This window comes from Bradyrhizobium sp. (assembly GCF_035652035.1).
Lineage (GTDB): Bacteria > Pseudomonadota > Alphaproteobacteria > Rhizobiales > Xanthobacteraceae > Bradyrhizobium.
The window spans coordinates 1-14,283 of record NZ_DASREO010000077.1; the positions used below are offsets into that span (position 1 = coordinate 1).

13 protein-coding genes are annotated in these 14,283 nt (G+C 63.0%); 11 read left to right on the forward strand and 2 right to left on the reverse strand.

Annotated features, from left to right (window positions below; translation table 11 throughout):
• From VFB05_RS20880 to VFB05_RS20890, 3 genes are all read left to right on the forward strand, one after another.
• Positions 1 to 257 (forward strand): DsbA family protein (locus VFB05_RS20880; RefSeq protein ID WP_325015676.1); only part of this gene is annotated, 257 nt, incomplete at its 5' end.
• 329 nt (positions 258 to 586) lie between these two features.
• Entirely contained in the window at positions 587 to 4,051 is a 3,465-nt protein-coding gene (smc, locus tag VFB05_RS20885; RefSeq protein WP_325015678.1) for a chromosome segregation protein SMC, read from the forward strand.
• Between the two features lie 122 nt (positions 4,052 to 4,173).
• Positions 4,174 to 5,151, forward strand: coding sequence for a small ribosomal subunit Rsm22 family protein (locus VFB05_RS20890; RefSeq protein ID WP_325015680.1), 978 nt, complete (start codon positions 4,174 to 4,176; stop codon positions 5,149 to 5,151).
• On the opposite strand, the gene VFB05_RS20895 is transcribed toward VFB05_RS20890, so the two are convergent.
• Positions 5,138 to 5,926, reverse strand: a complete 789-nt coding sequence (locus tag VFB05_RS20895; protein WP_325015799.1) for a tripartite tricarboxylate transporter substrate binding protein — start codon at positions 5,924 to 5,926, stop codon at positions 5,138 to 5,140. The genes VFB05_RS20890 and VFB05_RS20895 overlap by 14 nt on opposite strands.
• Here VFB05_RS20895 and VFB05_RS20900 point away from each other — a divergent pair.
• Positions 5,819 to 7,180 carry a Bug family tripartite tricarboxylate transporter substrate binding protein gene (locus VFB05_RS20900; RefSeq protein ID WP_325015682.1) on the forward strand — a complete coding sequence of 454 codons (1,362 nt, stop codon included), beginning with the start codon at positions 5,819 to 5,821 and terminating at the stop codon, positions 7,178 to 7,180. The two genes, VFB05_RS20895 and VFB05_RS20900, sit on opposite strands and share 108 nt — an antisense overlap.
• A gap of 24 nt (positions 7,181 to 7,204) precedes the next feature.
• Positions 7,205 to 8,071: an ABC transporter substrate-binding protein gene (locus VFB05_RS20905; RefSeq protein WP_325015801.1), complete on the forward strand. Its 867-nt coding sequence runs from the start codon at positions 7,205 to 7,207 to the stop codon at positions 8,069 to 8,071.
• A 23-nt stretch (positions 8,072 to 8,094) separates the two neighbouring features.
• Here the strand turns inward: VFB05_RS20905 and VFB05_RS20910 are convergent, their stop codons facing one another.
• Entirely contained in the window at positions 8,095 to 8,904 is an 810-nt protein-coding gene (locus tag VFB05_RS20910; RefSeq protein WP_325015684.1) for an amidohydrolase family protein, read from the reverse strand.
• An 84-nt stretch (positions 8,905 to 8,988) separates the two neighbouring features.
• Between VFB05_RS20910 and VFB05_RS20915 the strand changes: the two genes are divergently transcribed.
• The 6 genes from VFB05_RS20915 (at position 8,989) to VFB05_RS20940 (ending at position 14,282) form a co-directional block, all read left to right on the forward strand.
• Positions 8,989 to 9,432 (forward strand): MarR family winged helix-turn-helix transcriptional regulator, encoded by a 444-nt coding sequence (locus VFB05_RS20915; RefSeq protein ID WP_325015686.1) that lies wholly within the window; start codon positions 8,989 to 8,991, stop codon positions 9,430 to 9,432.
• A gap of 166 nt (positions 9,433 to 9,598) precedes the next feature.
• On the forward strand, positions 9,599 to 10,156 hold the full coding sequence (locus VFB05_RS20920; protein ID WP_325015688.1) for a LemA family protein: 558 nt from the start codon (positions 9,599 to 9,601) through the stop codon (positions 10,154 to 10,156).
• A 30-nt stretch (positions 10,157 to 10,186) separates the two neighbouring features.
• Complete coding sequence (locus VFB05_RS20925) at positions 10,187 to 11,419, forward strand: M48 family metallopeptidase (protein WP_325015690.1); 1,233 nt, start codon at positions 10,187 to 10,189, stop codon at positions 11,417 to 11,419.
• 280 nt (positions 11,420 to 11,699) lie between these two features.
• Positions 11,700 to 12,455, forward strand: a complete 756-nt coding sequence (locus VFB05_RS20930) for a hypothetical protein (RefSeq protein ID WP_325015692.1) — start codon at positions 11,700 to 11,702, stop codon at positions 12,453 to 12,455.
• A gap of 60 nt (positions 12,456 to 12,515) precedes the next feature.
• Positions 12,516 to 13,184: a hypothetical protein gene (locus VFB05_RS20935; RefSeq protein WP_325015803.1), complete on the forward strand. Its 669-nt coding sequence runs from the start codon at positions 12,516 to 12,518 to the stop codon at positions 13,182 to 13,184.
• Between the two features lie 150 nt (positions 13,185 to 13,334).
• Entirely contained in the window at positions 13,335 to 14,282 is a 948-nt protein-coding gene (locus VFB05_RS20940; protein WP_325015694.1) for an NUDIX hydrolase, read from the forward strand.
• Position 14,283 lies beyond the last annotated feature (1 nt).

Consider the following 14,283-nt stretch of genomic DNA (forward strand, 5'->3'; position numbering starts at 1 on the left):
AGAACTGGTCGAAGGTGACGAAACCCCGCGACACGCTGAACGAGATCGGCAAGCAGGCCGGTCTGGACGATCAGCAGGTCGGGAACTGCCTGAAGGACGACGCGCTGTTCAGCCAGATCGTGGCCCAGCGGGCCAACGCCAGCGCCAAACTGGGCGTCGATGCGACACCCACCTTCCTCGTCAATGACGACAAGATCGTCGGCGAAACCCCGTTTGAGGAATTCGATAGGCGGATCAAGGCGCTGCTCAAGATCTAAACGACTAGGCCGGAACTGGAACAGCGATGCGGCCCCTTGTTTGCGGACTTCGGAATCGAAAGGGCACTAGCCAACTTATTGATTCAGTGTGGCTTTGGTCCTGAAGTCCGCTTGACGAACCCGCGGCGGCAAAGATGCTGACTTCACGACCGCTACACTGATTTTCCCTTGGGAAAAGCTGGCCGCTCCGGTTGCCCTCGGCTCCTCGCCCCGCCATTGTCCGCGTCTCCAGGGCCGCTACCGAAGCGACTCACGTCACACCGACATTGCCTTCTATGGTATTGTCCCGGCAGGGAGATTCGCGCCCTGCCAACAGAGAATCTGTGCCTATGAAGCTGACCCGCCTCCGTCTCCACGGTTTCAAGTCGTTCGTCGAACCAACCGACTTTGTGATCGAGCCCGGCCTCACCGGCGTCGTCGGCCCGAACGGCTGCGGCAAATCCAATCTGGTGGAGGCGCTGCGCTGGGCGATGGGCGAGACCTCGCACAAGTCGCTGCGCGCCGCCGACATGGATGCGGTGATCTTTGCCGGCTCCGGCAATCGCCCGGCGCGCAACCACGCCGAAGTCGTGATGACGATCGACAATTCCGAGCGCACGGCGCCGGCAGCCGTCAACGACAGCCAGTCTCTTGAAATTTCCCGCCGTATCGAGCGCGAGGCCGGATCGGTCTACCGCATCAACGGCCGCGACGTGCGGGCCCGCGACGTGCAGCTTCTGTTTGCCGATGCCGCGACCGGCGCGCGTTCGCCGGCGCTGGTGCACCAGGGCAAGATCGGCGAGATCATTCAGGCCAAGCCCGAACAGCGCCGCCGCGTGCTGGAAGACGCCGCCGGCGTCGCCGGCCTGCATGCCCGCCGCCACGAGGCCGAACTGCGGTTGAAGGCGGCCGAGACCAACCTCACCCGCGTCGAGGACGTGATCGGGCAGCTCTCAGGTCAGATCGACGGCCTGAAGAAGCAGGCGCGGCAGGCGATCCGCTACCGCGAAGTTGCCGCCAAGGTGCGCAAGGCGGAGGCACTGTTGTTTCACCTGCGCTGGATCGAGGCGCAGGCCGGCGTGTCCGAGACCACCCACGTCCACGACCTCGCCGTTCGCGAGATGGCTGAACGAACCCGCGAACAGGCGGAAGCCGCCCGCATCCAGGCCATCCGCGCATCGGAGCTGCCCGCTTTGCGCGAGGCCGAGGCCCGCGCCGCGGCCGGCCTGCAACGCCTGACCAATGCCCGCGAGATGCTCGATCGCGAGGAGGCGCGAGCGCAGGAACGCGTCGCCGAACTCGACCGTCGCCTGGCGCAGTTTTCGGCCGACATCGCCCGCGAACAGCAACAGACTGCCGACGCCGATGCCGCCTTGCTGCGGCTGGACACCGAGGACGCCGAGCTCAAGGAAGAAATCAAATCCCGCGTCGAGAAGCGCAGCGGCGTCGACGAGCGCGTGGCGGAAGCAGAAAGCACGCTCGCGGCCGCTGAACGGCTTTTCGCAGAGCTGACCACGGCGCTCGCCGACCTCACCGCCAAGCGCAACCAGCTCGAAGGCAATGTGCGCAGCCACCGCGATCGCCTGGCGAAGCTCGATACCGACCTCGCCAATGTCGAGCATGACGAACAGAAGCTCGCCGAAGAGACCGGCGGGCACGGCGACATCGCCATGCTCGCGGCTGCGGTGGAAGAAAGCCAGGAAAACCGGGCCAGCGCTGAGAGCGCCTCGCAATCCGCCGAGGCCGCGCATGCCGCAGCCCGCGCCAGGCTCGAGGCCTCGCGCGCACCACTCACCGAAGCGGACAAGCGCGTGCAGCGCCTTGAAACCGAAGCGCGCACCATCTCAAAACTCGTCAACAGCGAGACCAAGAACCTCTGGCCGCCGATCATCGATGGCATCACGGTGGCGAAGGGCTATGAAAAAGCGATCGGCGCCGTACTCGGCGACGATCTCGATGCCCCCGTCGATCCGTCCGCGCCGATGCGCTGGACCAATACCGGCGTGACGGAGGGCGATCCGACGCTGCCCGCGGGAGTGGAATCCCTCGCCGCGCATGTTCAGGCGCCGCCTGAACTCAAGCGGCGTCTGGCGCAGATCGGTGTCGTCACGCGCGAACGTGGGGCCGAGTTGATCTCGCAGCTGAAGACCGGCCAGCGGCTGGTATCGCTGGAGGGTGACGTCTGGCGCTGGGATGGCTTTGTTGCCGCAGCCCATGCACCGACCGGCGCAGCGCGGCGCCTCGCCGAACGCGCGCGTCTTGTCGACATTGAAAACGAGCTGGAACAGGCGCGGATCGATGCGAGCGCCAAGCGGCAGGCGCTCGAGACCGCCGAAGCCGAGTTGAAGGCGGCCGCGTCAGCGGAAACCGCTGCCCGCGAAGCTTCGCGTGCAGCACAGCGCGAAGCAGACGCGGCGCGCGAGCGCCATGCTGCAACCGAACGCGAAATCAACCGTCACACGGCCCGCAAGTCGGCGTTGACGGAGGCGCGCAGCCGCATCGCCGCCGATCGCGGCGAAGCTCAAACCGCCCATGAAAGCGCGACCGCAGCGCTGGCCGAGTTGCCGTCGAGCGAGCCCACCGAAGCACGGCTCACCGAGGTCAAGACCGGCATCGAGGGCTGCCGCCGCGTCGCCGCGCAGGTGCGCGCCGAGGCGCAGGCGCTGGCGCGCGAAGCCGAACTCGCCGACCGAAGGCTTCAGGCGATCACCGCCGAACGCAACGACTGGCAAAGCCGCAAGACCAGCGCTGCTTCGCAACTCGAGACGATCGAAGCCCGCACCAACGAGGTCAAGGCCGAACGCGCCGAGCTCGAAAACGCGCCGGCGGTCTTTGCCGAAAAGCGCCGCGCTCTGATCAGCGAAATCGAGGCGGCCGAGGGTGGCCGTCGCACTGCGGCCGATACACTGGCGGCTGCTGAAAACGTCATGGCCGAGACCGATCGCGCCGCCAAGGCATCGCTCGAAGCCTTGTCGAGCGCGCGCGAGGCGACCGGCCGCGCCGAAGAGCGGATGGACGGCGCCAAGCGCCGTCTCGCCGATATCGAACGCGAGATCCACGACATGCTGGAGGTCGAGCCGCATGCGGTCGCCGGCCTTGCCGAGATCGAGGTGGGCGCGGAATTGCCGCCGCTTCCCGAGATCGAGGAAAACCTCGAAAAGCTGCGGCGCGACCGTGAACGGCTTGGCGCCGTCAACCTGCGCGCCGAGGAAGAGCTGCGCGAGGTCGAGGCACAGCACACGACGCTGACCACCGAACGCGACGATCTGGTCGAGGCCATCAAGCGCCTTCGTCAAGGCATCCAGAGCCTCAACCGCGAAGCGCGCGAGCGACTTCTCGCCTCGTTCGAGACGGTCAACAACCATTTCAAGCGCCTGTTCGTCGAACTGTTCGGCGGCGGCGAAGCCGCGCTGCACCTGATCGAGAGCGAGGATCCGCTGGAAGCGGGCCTCGAAATCATTGCGAAGCCGCCCGGCAAGAAGCCGCAGACGCTGTCGCTGCTCTCTGGCGGCGAGCAGGCGCTGACGGCGCTGGCGCTGATCTTTGCGGTGTTCCTCACCAATCCGTCGCCGATCTGCGTGCTGGACGAGGTCGACGCGCCGCTCGACGACCACAATGTCGAACGCTTCTGCAACTTGCTGCATGAAATGACGTCGACCACCGAGACGCGCTTCATCATCATCACGCACAATCCGATCACGATGGCGCGGATGAACCGCCTGTTCGGCGTCACCATGGCCGAACGCGGCGTGTCGCAGCTCGTGTCAGTGGCGCTCGACGAAGCGGTCGCAATCCTCGACCAGCACGTGGCGTAGGACGGACGCTCGGGCCTCGACGCCGTCATTGCGAGGAGCGATAGCGACGAAGCAATCCAGATACCCATGAGATAAACTGGATTGCTTCGCTCCGCTCGCAATGACGTGGAGATGTTCGCTACATGATCTCCCCCTCCCTACCTCCCGACCTCCGCGCCGCGCTGGACAAGAAGCTGGAGGGTCTGGCGCGCGATGACATCGCCGCGCGCGCGGCGCAGATTTCCAAAACCTATCGCGACGGCGGCAACTCCCACGCCATCGCCTCGCCTGTCGATGCGCTGGCCTATGCGCTGGTGCGGATGCCTGCGACCTATGCCGCGGTGTCGGCGTGCCTGAACGCGCTTTGCGAAGCGCGGCCGGACTTTGCGCCTCAACGCCTGCTCGATGTCGGCGCCGGCCCGGGCACGGCGAGCTGGGCCGCGGCCGAGACGTTCGCCTCGCTGCAAGCGTTCATGCTGCTCGACATCAACGCCGCTTTGCAAACGCTGGCGCTCAAGCTTGGCAAAGAGAACCCACGGCTTGCCACGATGACCTGCCGCCGCGACGCTCACGCGCTTGACGAGGTCGAGGCGGCCGACGTCGTGATCGCAAGCTACCTGATCGGCGAAGTCAGCGAGGCCGAACGGCGCGCGCTTGCCGAACGCCTGTGGAGCAAGACGCGCGATACACTGCTTGTCGTCGAGCCCGGTACGCCCGCCGGCTACGCGCGGATCATCCAACTTCGCGCGCAACTGATCGCAAGCGGCGCGCATGTCGCGGCGCCCTGCCCGCATGATCGCGCGTGCCCGCTTGTACCGCCCGACTGGTGCCATTTCGCGCAACGGCTGCCGCGGCTGCGCGCGCATATCCAGATCAAGGGCGCCGAGCTTCCGTTCGAAGATGAAAAATTCAGCTATGTCGTGCTGACGCGCGGACCTGCGACCCAGCGCTTGTCGCGCGTGCTGGCGCAGCCCGCAATCAACAAGGTTGAAGTGTCAGCCAAACTCTGCACGGCGAACGGACTTGGTGTGGCGAAAGTCCAAAGCCGCGACAAAACGGCCTATGCCGCGGCTCGCCGCTGGCGCTGGGGCGAGGCGGTCGAGGACGTCAATCGACCGTAATGTTCGCCGTTCGTGCGACCTTACGGTATTTGTCGTTCTCATCCAAAATAAACTGGGAGTAGCTTCGCGCGGACATCGGCGTTGAAAGTAGGCCCACTTGTTGCAATGCCTCTTGAAAATCGGGCATGGCCGCAATTTTTTGTAAGGCGCCTTCAAGCCGCGCCACGACGGATGATGGCAGCTTCGCGGGAGCAGAAAGGCCGTACCACAAATTACCCGTGACCTGGGGGTAGCCGGCCTCGGCCATGGTCGGGACGTCAGGAAGGAAAATCGAGCGCTCCGCACTCATGACAGCCAGCGGTCGCAATTGCCCGGTTTGGATACCCGACATTTGCGCCGCCGCAGCATCGAACATCATCTGTATTCTGCCGGCGAGCAGATCGACCACTGCAGGGCCCGATCCTTTGTAGGGAACGTGAGTGAGCCTGGCGCCCGATGCGGCCATGAACATCTCGCCCCACAGCTGCGGCCCGCTTCCGTTGCCAGACGAGCCGAAATTGAGCTCGCCCGGCTTGTCTTTGGCATAAGCGACGAGATCAGCGACCGAATGAATGGGCAGCGCGGAATTGACGCTGAGAATCGCAGGCGCGGTCGCGATCAAACCAATGTGCGAAAAATCCTTGGATGGATCGTAGGTGATATTCTTGTAGACGACCGGAGCGGTGGCATGGGTCGCGATCGACGAGAGGAGAAGGGTATAACCATCCGCAGCCGCTCGTGCCGTGATCGCAGCCGCAATGGTGCCCGCTGCCCCTCCCCGATTTTCGATGACGATATTCTGCTTGAGCAATTCGGAAAGTCTGTTCGCAAACTGCCGTGCGACAATATCGCCGGCGCCTCCCGGCGGGACAGCGACGATCAGGGTGATCAGCCGCTCCGGGTACTCGGCTTGCGCCGAATTCGGAATTGCCACGATCCAGGCTCCGAACACGAGCCAGATCCAGAAACGCATGGTCGATCACCCTATTTGTCTGTGCAGCCAGAAGAGGATATCTCAAGCGACCAAATCCGCAATCAATCGGCGGACATGTACTATCGTGAGCCGGGAATGCTTCAGAGAATGTTTCGCTTCGCCCTGATTGCTTCGCTTGCGAACTTGGTGCCCCCGGCCGAGGCGCACGCTTGGCCGAGCCGGCCGCTGACGATGATCGTCCCGTTCGCAACCGGTGGTCCGATGGATGCGGTTGCCCGCATTTTGCAACCTGCCTTGAGCGACGCCTTGCACGAACAAGTGATTGTGGAGAACCTTGGTGGGGCCGGCGGCATGATCGGCGCCGCACGGGTCGCCAAATCGGCGCCGGACGGATACCAATTCGTGCTCGGCAATGTCGGCACCCACGCCGTCAGTCAAACGCTCTATAAAACTCCATCTTACAATGCGGCCGAAGATTTCGCTCCAGTCGTGCTGATCGCTGAGCTTGCGCTGGTGATGGTGGCGCGCAAGGATTTTCCTGCCAACAATTTGCGGGAGTTCACGGCGTATGCGAAGGCCAATCAGACAACGATGCACTTTGCTTCGGCGGGTGCCGGCTCTGCTACTCATCTCGGCTGCGCCTTGATCAACGCGCGCATCGGCATCGATGTCAACCATGTGCCCTATCGCGGTGGCGCTTTGGCGATGCAGGACCTGATCGCGCAGCGAATAGACTATCTCTGCATCGATACGCCGACCGCGCTTCCTCACATCGAAAGCGGAGCCATCAAGCCCATCGCCATATTGAGCCGTGAGCGCTCGCCGAGTTTGCCAAATGTGGCGTCGGCGCATGAGCAGGGGTTGGCGGATTTCGAGGCAACCAATTGGAGCGCGCTCTTTCTCCCCAAGAACACGCCGGCATTGATCGTTCAAAGGCTGCACGATGCCACTGTCGCAGCGATGAACGATTCCATGGTGCAAGCGCGATTCAAGGCAAATGGCATCGATCTCGTCGCTGACGAACGGCGTTCATCGGCCTATCTCGCCAAATTCGTCACCGACGAGATCGCCAAATGGGCCGGGCCGATCAAGTCTTCCGGTTTGGTTTTGGAATAGGAGATCGACGTGAAGATCAGACTGATGGAGAATTTTCGCGCAATCTTTTATGCCCCGTTTTACGCCATTCACGCGCTCGGCCTCTCGGCGAGCGAAGGCGTCGATGTGGAATTGATTTCCAGCGCAGCACCGGGTGACGCCATTGCGCATCTCACCAATGGCACGATTGATCTGACGTGGGGCGGTCCGATGCGCGTCATGATGGCGCACGACCGGGACGAGCAAAGCCCCTTGGTCTGCTTTGGCGAGGTCGTCTCGCGCGACCCGTTTTTGCTCATTGGCAATTCCGAGGGATTTAAGCTTTCGGACCTCGCGCGCCTGCGTTTTGCCGCGGTCTCGGAGGTGCCCACACCCTGGATGTGCCTGCAACACGACTTGCGGGAAATCGGCATCGACCCTGCAACGATCGCGCGAATTGGCGATCGAACGATGCCGGATAACTACGCGGCGCTGCGCAGCAAAACGCTTGATGTGATGCAGGCGTTCGAGCCATATGCGTCGCAAGCCGAAATCGATCAAGCCGGCACCGTCCTGTATGCCGCCAGTTCGCGGGGGCCGACGGTCTATACATCCTTCATTTCAACCCGAAGCAAAATCGCGGCACAGCGCGACGCCTTTCTCGGCATGACCCATGCGCTGGCAAAGATGCAAGCTTGGCTCACCACCCATAGCGGACGAGAGCTCGCGGAGGTCGTCGCTTGCTTCTTTCCTGATATATCCGAGGAGCTACTCGCTCGTTCTCTGCAACGTTATCTGGATGACGGCCTATGGGCGCGCGACCCCGCGATGTCGAAACCGGGGTTTGAACGCCTCGGCTTGAGCTTTCTTTCAGGGAGCTCCTTGAGGCGTTCGCCGGTCTTCGAAAAATGTGTGGATGTCAGCCTCATTTGACGAGCCTCGACGGGACTGGCACATCAGAGCGCGAACACCCGGCGCGCATTGCCGGACAGGAACGCCTCCGATTGCGCCTCGGGAAGTCCGAGCGCGCTCAGTCCCGCAAGACATTTCTGCGGCGAAAGCATCGGCCAGTTGGTGCCGAACATCACCCGGCTCCGCCCAATCCCCTTCATCCACTCGACAAAGGCCGGCGGCAGCCGATGCAGCGCGTAGGCTGACGTATCGACATGAAAGTTGGGAAACTTCACCGAGAGTGTCACCAGTTCGTCGAGCCAAGGAAAACCGACGTGACCGGCGACGACGACCAACTCGGGAAAATCCAGCAAGACGTCTTCGAGATAGGGAATGAGCCGTCCGGTCTCTGAGCGTTTCAACGGCCCGGTGTGGCCGATCTGGGTGCAGAAGGGAACACCGGCTTCGACGCAAGCGGCATAGATCGGATAGTAGCGGCGATCATTCGGCGGCAGATCCCAGAGCCAGGGCACCAGGCGCACGCCGACAAACCTCTTGCCATCGACCCAGCGCCTGATGTCGCGAACACCCGTCATCGGTTGATAGAGATCGACGCTGGCGAGCCCGCGAAACCGCGTCGGCGCCGCCTCGATCTGCTGCGCCACCTCTTCATTGCTGATCAACTCCCCCTCGGGACCGGTCCACGCTGACAACAGCGCGATGTCGACGCCGGCGGCGTCCATCGCCTTGAGCGTGCTGTCGGTGCTCTCCAGGATAGCGTCCTCGCGCCCGGTCCAGCGCATCAGCGTCTTCAGCCAGGGCCGGTTAGCCATCCGCTCCGTCGTGATCTGCGCCCAAACGTCGATGACACTCATTGGCCAGCTCCATTATTATTTACTTCACTAGTGAAGTATATAGAACCGATGGATGTCCGCGCGCAAGCAGGATATTGAATCGCCATGTCCGGCCCAAAATCGCCCGCCTCGAAATCGCGCCTCTATCATCGGCTGCAACTGGCCGCGCACCGCGTGCAGAAGTCGGCCGATCGTGCCCTGATCGTCGCCGCCGAAATCACGACGGCGCAGGCCGCCGTGCTGACGCTGGTCGCGCGCGGCGCGGTGTCCCAGCGCGAGGTCGCCATGCAACTCGGCCTCAATGAATCCGCTCTCACGGCCATGGCCCAGCGTCTGCTCGGCATGGGGCTGCTGGAGCGCGTGCGCGATGAGGCCGATGCCCGCGCCTGGCAGTTGCGGCTGAGCGGCGACGGCCGCGCGGCCCTGAAACGGATCGACCAGCCCTTCAAGGGCATCAACCAGACCATCGAAGCCGCGCTCACGCCTGACGAGATCGCGCAACTCGCCGACTATTTGCAACGCATCGCGTCGGCGTTCGACGAGACCTAGATGCCGCATAGCGCGGTCGAGCAAAAAAATAAGCGGTTTCAGCTGGTTGTCCGTTGAACTCCGCGTCCCTTGCAGCCGACTAAAGGGATACCCACTTCGTGGCGGCTGCCGTACGATCGTCCCTGGTTTAGGCTATCCGCATCCCTTTCCAATTCAGGAGTTTTCCATGTCCGGCTGGATCGTCCTCGGCATCATCGTCGTTCTCGTCCTGTTTGCCTTCGGGGCCTATAACCGGCTGGTCGCGCTCGGCCAGCGCGTCAACCAGGCCTATGCCGATATCGACGTTCAGCTCAAGCAACGCCACGATTTGATCCCGAACCTGGTCGAGACGGTGAAGGGTTACGCCGCGCACGAACGCGGCACGCTCGACGACGTCATCAAGGCGCGTAACTCGGCGATGTCCGCACAGGGACCGGCGCAGGTCTCGGCGGCGGAGAACCAGCTCTCCGGCGCGCTCGGCCGGCTGATCGCGCTGTCGGAGGCCTATCCGGACCTCAAGGCCAACGCCAACTTCCAGCAGCTCGCGAGCGAACTCTCCGACCTCGAGAACAAGATTGCGGCAAGCCGCCGCTTCTTCAACAACGCGGTCCAGGAATACAACACCGGCATTCAGCAGATGCCGGCCGCGCTGTTTGCCGGCGCGTTCGGTTTCACCCGCAAGGAGTTCTTCGACCTTGGCGCCAGCCGGACCGAAGTCGAAGCCGCACCGCAGGTGAAGTTCTGATCGCGGGGGGACTGAACGGAGTCCCACGTCATGGCCGCTTACGGTCTCTACACGCATATCGCGGCGAACAGGACCCGTTCGATGCTCCTGCTCGGCGGGCTGTTCGTGCTGGTTTACGTGATGGTCTATGCCGGCGCCTTGATCGCCGAGGTCATGAGCATTGGCCCGGCTGCGCCGGCTAACTATTACCTCGCGGCCGCCGCGCGCGACCTGATCAAGGCCTTTCCCTTTGCCACCGGCGGCACGTTGCTCTGGATCGCGATTGCCTATTTCTTCCACCAGTCGATCGTCGATGCCGTCACCGGCGGTGAAGCCGTGACGCGGCAGCAGCAGCCGCGCCTATACAATCTCCTGGAGAATCTCTGCATCTCGCGCGGCATTCCGATGCCGAAGCTGAAGATCGTCGACAGCGATGCGCTGAACGCCTATGCGACCGGGCTCAACCGGAGCCAATATTCCGTCACCGTCACGTCGGGACTGCTCAACGCACTGAACGACCAGGAGGTCAAGGCCGTGCTCGGCCACGAACTCACCCATATCCGCAACGGCGACGTGCAGATGATGGTGATCGCGGTGATCATTGCCGGCGTGGTCGGCTTCTTCGCCGAGTTGTTCTTCCGCAGCTTCACCAACTTCGGCTATTATGGCGGCTTCGGCGGCCGCGGCTCGTGGTCGTCTTCGCGATCTTCCTCCTCTTCGGACAACCGAAGGAGCTCCGGCGGCGGCGCCATCATCGCCGTCCTGATCGCGGTTGCGCTGATCGCGCTGGCCTGGCTGTTGTCACAAATGGTGCGGCTGGCGCTGTCGCGCTCGCGCGAATATCTGGCCGACGCAGGCTCGGTCGAACTGACCAAGAACCCCGATGCCATGATCTCGGCGCTGCGCAAGATCGAGAACCGCGGCGAGCTTCCGGGCGCGACCTCGGCAATCATGGAGTTGTGCCTCGACAACCCGCGCGAAGGCTTTTCAGACCTGTTTGCCACCCACCCCTCGGTGGACGCCCGCGTCGAGGCCCTGGTCAAATTCGCCGGCGGACGCGACCCCGGTCCGCTCGCTTTGCCGTCGGAGCAGCCAGCCGACGATCAAAGCCAAATTCCGGACGGCCAGACCCCGCCACCCGTGCCGAAGGGGCCCTGGAGCGACGCCAACGACCCCTCGCCGGCCCCGCCCTCGGGTCCACCTTCGGGTCCGCCTTCAGGTCCCTGGGGCAGCCCGGCGGAGCCTCCCGGTGGACCGCCCAGCGGACCTTGGGGTCGCCACTAAGGCCCGAACAGTTCTAGAAAAAATCCGAAGCGGCCACCTTCAGGCCGCCTTCGGCCGTTAACGACGGTCGAATGATTGGGGCTGACCTGCTTCTAATGAATTGAATTCTCCCTTGTTTCTGCCATCTTCCCACCCAAAGCAGACAGGGGAGCTTCGATCTCTTCGGAGCGCCTAATCGGTTGGGGGATTGCGGCACATATCCGGGATTGATCCCGGTCTTTCCGGAGCCGGACGTCCGGCTCGAACAGAAAAATGTGCCCAACAGGATACAGGTAGGTTCATGGCGAAGCCGGCAGTGATCGTGGTAGGCGCTGACAAGGGCGGGGTCGGCAAGACGACCGTCTCGCGCACGCTCTTGGATTATTTCAGCGCCAATAATGTCTTGACCCGCGCTTTCGACACCGAATCTCCGCGCGGCACGCTCAAGCGCTTCCATCCCGACATCACCGAGATCGTCGACATGACGACGACCTCGGACCAGATGAAGATCTTCGATACGCTGAACACGGTTTCCCCCTCGGTCACCGTGATCGACGTCCGCGCCGGACTGCTGTCGCCGGCGCTCGCCTCCCTGCGCGACATCGGCTTCCTCGATGCCGCCAAGTCCGGCCAGATCACCTTTGCCGTGTTCCACATCCTCGGTCCGTCGATCGCCTCGCTCGACGAAATCGCGGAAACCTCCAATTTCATGGCGGGGGCGCGCTATTTCCTGGTGAAGAACTTCATCAACGACACCCAGTTCTTCCAGTGGGACCAGGCGACCTACAATTCGTACTTCCACCGCATCAAGGACGCGACCGACCTCACCATCCCCAAGCTGAATGAAATGGCCTACGAGCAGGTCGAGGTCGCCTCCGTTCCGTTCCTGAAATTCGTGGCCAACAAGGGCATCAGCGACGACGCGGCGAACTATTCGTTCGTGCTGCGCGGCTATGTCCGGCACTGGCTCGCCAATGTCTGGAGCGAATACGACCGCATCAAGCTCACCGACATCGTCGGCTCCGGCAAACCAACCTCGCGCGGCGGCGAAAAATAATTTGCGCGTCCGCTCCGATTGGGGTGGAATGAGGCTTGGTTCTGCCTGATATAGCGCGTGATGCGCCACACACCCGTCTACATCGTTTGCTCGCCCCGCCCTCTGGTCGGCAAGACGCTGGTCGCGCGCCTTTTGAGCGAGTTTCTCCTGCTGAAGAACCGCGAGGTGACAGCCTTCGACGTCAATCTGAAAGAGCCGTCGCTGCTGGATTTTCTGCCGAAGATCACCGAAACCGCCGAAATCGACGATACGGTCGGCAAGATGGCGCTGATGGACCGCCTGATCATCCATGACGGCGCGCCCAAGGTGATCGACCTTGGCTTTCACGCCTTCGACGAATTCTTCAAGATGACTGAGGAAATCGGCTTCATGAAGGAAGCCGTCCGCCGCAGTATCGCGCCGGTCATTCTCTTCGTCGCCGATACCGACCGCGTCTCGGCCCGAAGCTATCCGACGCTGGAGCGCCAGATTCCGCCAAGTGCGCTTGTCACCGTTGACAACGAGTACGTGGTGCGCGGGGAATTGCCACCGGCTTTCGCGCGCGGAAAGATTCTCAACATCAGCGCGCTGCCGAATTTCCTGAAAACCTATGTCGACCGGCTGTCGTTCTCGTTCACCGACTATTTGCGGCAAGAGAAGGATTCCTCCACCGAACTGCATCAGTGGATTCGCCGCAATTACATGAGCTTCCGCGAGCTTGAACTCAGCATGATCCTGCAGGGGTCGTGATCGTTTGGGACAGTCACGTATCCCAGGCCTTTTTAACAACGACCTTGCCGGCCGACCGCCAACCACGCAGATTGACCGCTGGGTTTCGAATAGAATCGCGAAAAAGCCCGCGGGAGAAAATTGCCGTTGCAGCAAGAGAAGCCAATCCCCTTGAACAAGCGCCGCTCTGATCCGGCGAAAGCCGGTTTGGCGGTTGATCTCGTCGCGGTGCTGGCCGCCGTCACCGGCGGCGAACCGCGCGTCATGACCATTCGCGGTGGTTCGGCCCTGCCCTCAGGCCCGTTCGAGCTGGACGACCGGTCGCTGCAGGCCGGACTGCGAGCGTGGGTCGAGCGGCAGACCAGTCATCCGCTCGGCTATGTCGAACAGCTCTACACCTTTGCCGACCGCGATCGTGTCGGCGAGAGTGGCGAAAGGCGCGTCATTTCGATCAGCTATCTCGGCCTGACCCGCGAAGAACGCACGGCAGGCAAGACCGATGCGGGATGGCACAGCTGGTACGACTATTTTCCCTGGGAGGATCGTCGCGTCCGCACGCCCGCTTTCGTCGACAAGACGATGATTCCGCGCCTGCGGGCCTGGGCCAAGGCCGCGGACGATCCCGCACAACGCCGCGGGCGCATCGAGCGCGTGAGCGTGTCATACGGTCTCGACGGATCGCCCTGGAACGAGGAATTGATCCTGCAGCGTTATGAACTGGCGTATGAGGCCGGAATCATCGAAGAGGCGGTTCGCGCCGGCGTCGCACAGAAAGCGACGCTCGTTTCGGGCCGCGCCATGATCGGCGATCACCGGCGTATCCTGGCAACCGCCGTCGCAAGGCTGCGGGCGAAGATCAAGTACCGGCCGGTGGTGTTCGAGCTGATGCCGCCAACATTCACGCTTCTGCAATTGCAGCGCGCGGTCGAGGCGCTCGCCGGGCATCTCGTGCACAAGCCGAATTTTCGCAGGCTGATCGAGCAGCAGGAACTGGTCGAGGAGACCGGCGCGACCGCCGCCGATGCGCCGGGCCGCCCGGCGAAACTCTATCGTTTCCGCCGCGGCGTCCTCGCCGAGCGCGCCGTCGCCGGAACCAAGCTGCCGCTCATCCGACCTTGAC

What these genes read in the sequence shown, in the direction of transcription:
- smc (WP_325015678.1), top strand. Translation starts at nt 587, where the DNA reads ATGAAGCTGACCCGCCTCCGTCTCCACGGTTTCAAGTCGTTCGTCGAA.
- VFB05_RS20890 (WP_325015680.1), top strand. Translation starts at nt 4,174, where the DNA reads ATGATCTCCCCCTCCCTACCTCCCGACCTCCGCGCCGCGCTGGACAAG.
- VFB05_RS20900 (WP_325015682.1), top strand. Translation starts at nt 5,819, where the DNA reads ATGGGTCGCGATCGACGAGAGGAGAAGGGTATAACCATCCGCAGCCGC.
- VFB05_RS20905 (WP_325015801.1), top strand. Translation starts at nt 7,205, where the DNA reads ATGGAGAATTTTCGCGCAATCTTTTATGCCCCGTTTTACGCCATTCAC.
- VFB05_RS20910 (WP_325015684.1), bottom strand. Translation starts at nt 8,904, where the DNA reads ATGAGTGTCATCGACGTTTGGGCGCAGATCACGACGGAGCGGATGGCT.
- VFB05_RS20915 (WP_325015686.1), top strand. Translation starts at nt 8,989, where the DNA reads ATGTCCGGCCCAAAATCGCCCGCCTCGAAATCGCGCCTCTATCATCGG.
- VFB05_RS20920 (WP_325015688.1), top strand. Translation starts at nt 9,599, where the DNA reads ATGTCCGGCTGGATCGTCCTCGGCATCATCGTCGTTCTCGTCCTGTTT.
- VFB05_RS20925 (WP_325015690.1), top strand. Translation starts at nt 10,187, where the DNA reads ATGGCCGCTTACGGTCTCTACACGCATATCGCGGCGAACAGGACCCGT.
- VFB05_RS20930 (WP_325015692.1), top strand. Translation starts at nt 11,700, where the DNA reads ATGGCGAAGCCGGCAGTGATCGTGGTAGGCGCTGACAAGGGCGGGGTC.
- VFB05_RS20935 (WP_325015803.1), top strand. Translation starts at nt 12,516, where the DNA reads ATGCGCCACACACCCGTCTACATCGTTTGCTCGCCCCGCCCTCTGGTC.